This is a genomic window from Mesorhizobium sp. BHbdii (assembly GCF_053848045.1).
In genome coordinates, this window is sequence record NZ_JBSPKX010000248.1 from 1 (window position 1) to 427 (window position 427).

Sequence of the window (427 nt, forward strand, 5' to 3'; positions counted from 1 at the left end):
CATCGCCACCACCAGCCAGGCGCGTTCGGGGTTTTCCAGCCCAGGTATGAACGGTCGCAGCGCCAGCACAGCCGGCACATTGCTCATGATGTTGGAGAGCACCGCGGTGAAGCCGGACAGGCGCCAGACATCGTCCAGGCCGAGATTCTTGGCGGAGGCAATGATATCTGGGGTCAGCAGCGTCCTTTCGGCGCCGGCGACCACCACGAACAGACCGGCGAACATGAACAGCAGCGGGCCATCGACCTCACGGTAGATGCGGTCCGGCTTGATGGCGCGGGTGAGCAGGAGAATGGCGCCGCCGATCAACGCGGCCTTGGCAACGGGGACGCCGGCGAAGAAGGCGATGGCCAGGCCGATGCAGACGATCACGGCCTTCAGCACCTGCCCGCGATGCATGCGCCCACGCGAGACATGCGGCGTCAAT

Annotated in this window: 1 protein-coding gene; it reads right to left on the reverse strand. The window is 65.3% G+C overall.

Annotated elements, in window-relative coordinates; translation table 11 throughout:
* Positions 1-427: SLC13 family permease (locus tag ACWTU8_RS32870; RefSeq protein ID WP_455851380.1), on the reverse strand; the 427-nt coding region annotated here is incomplete at both ends.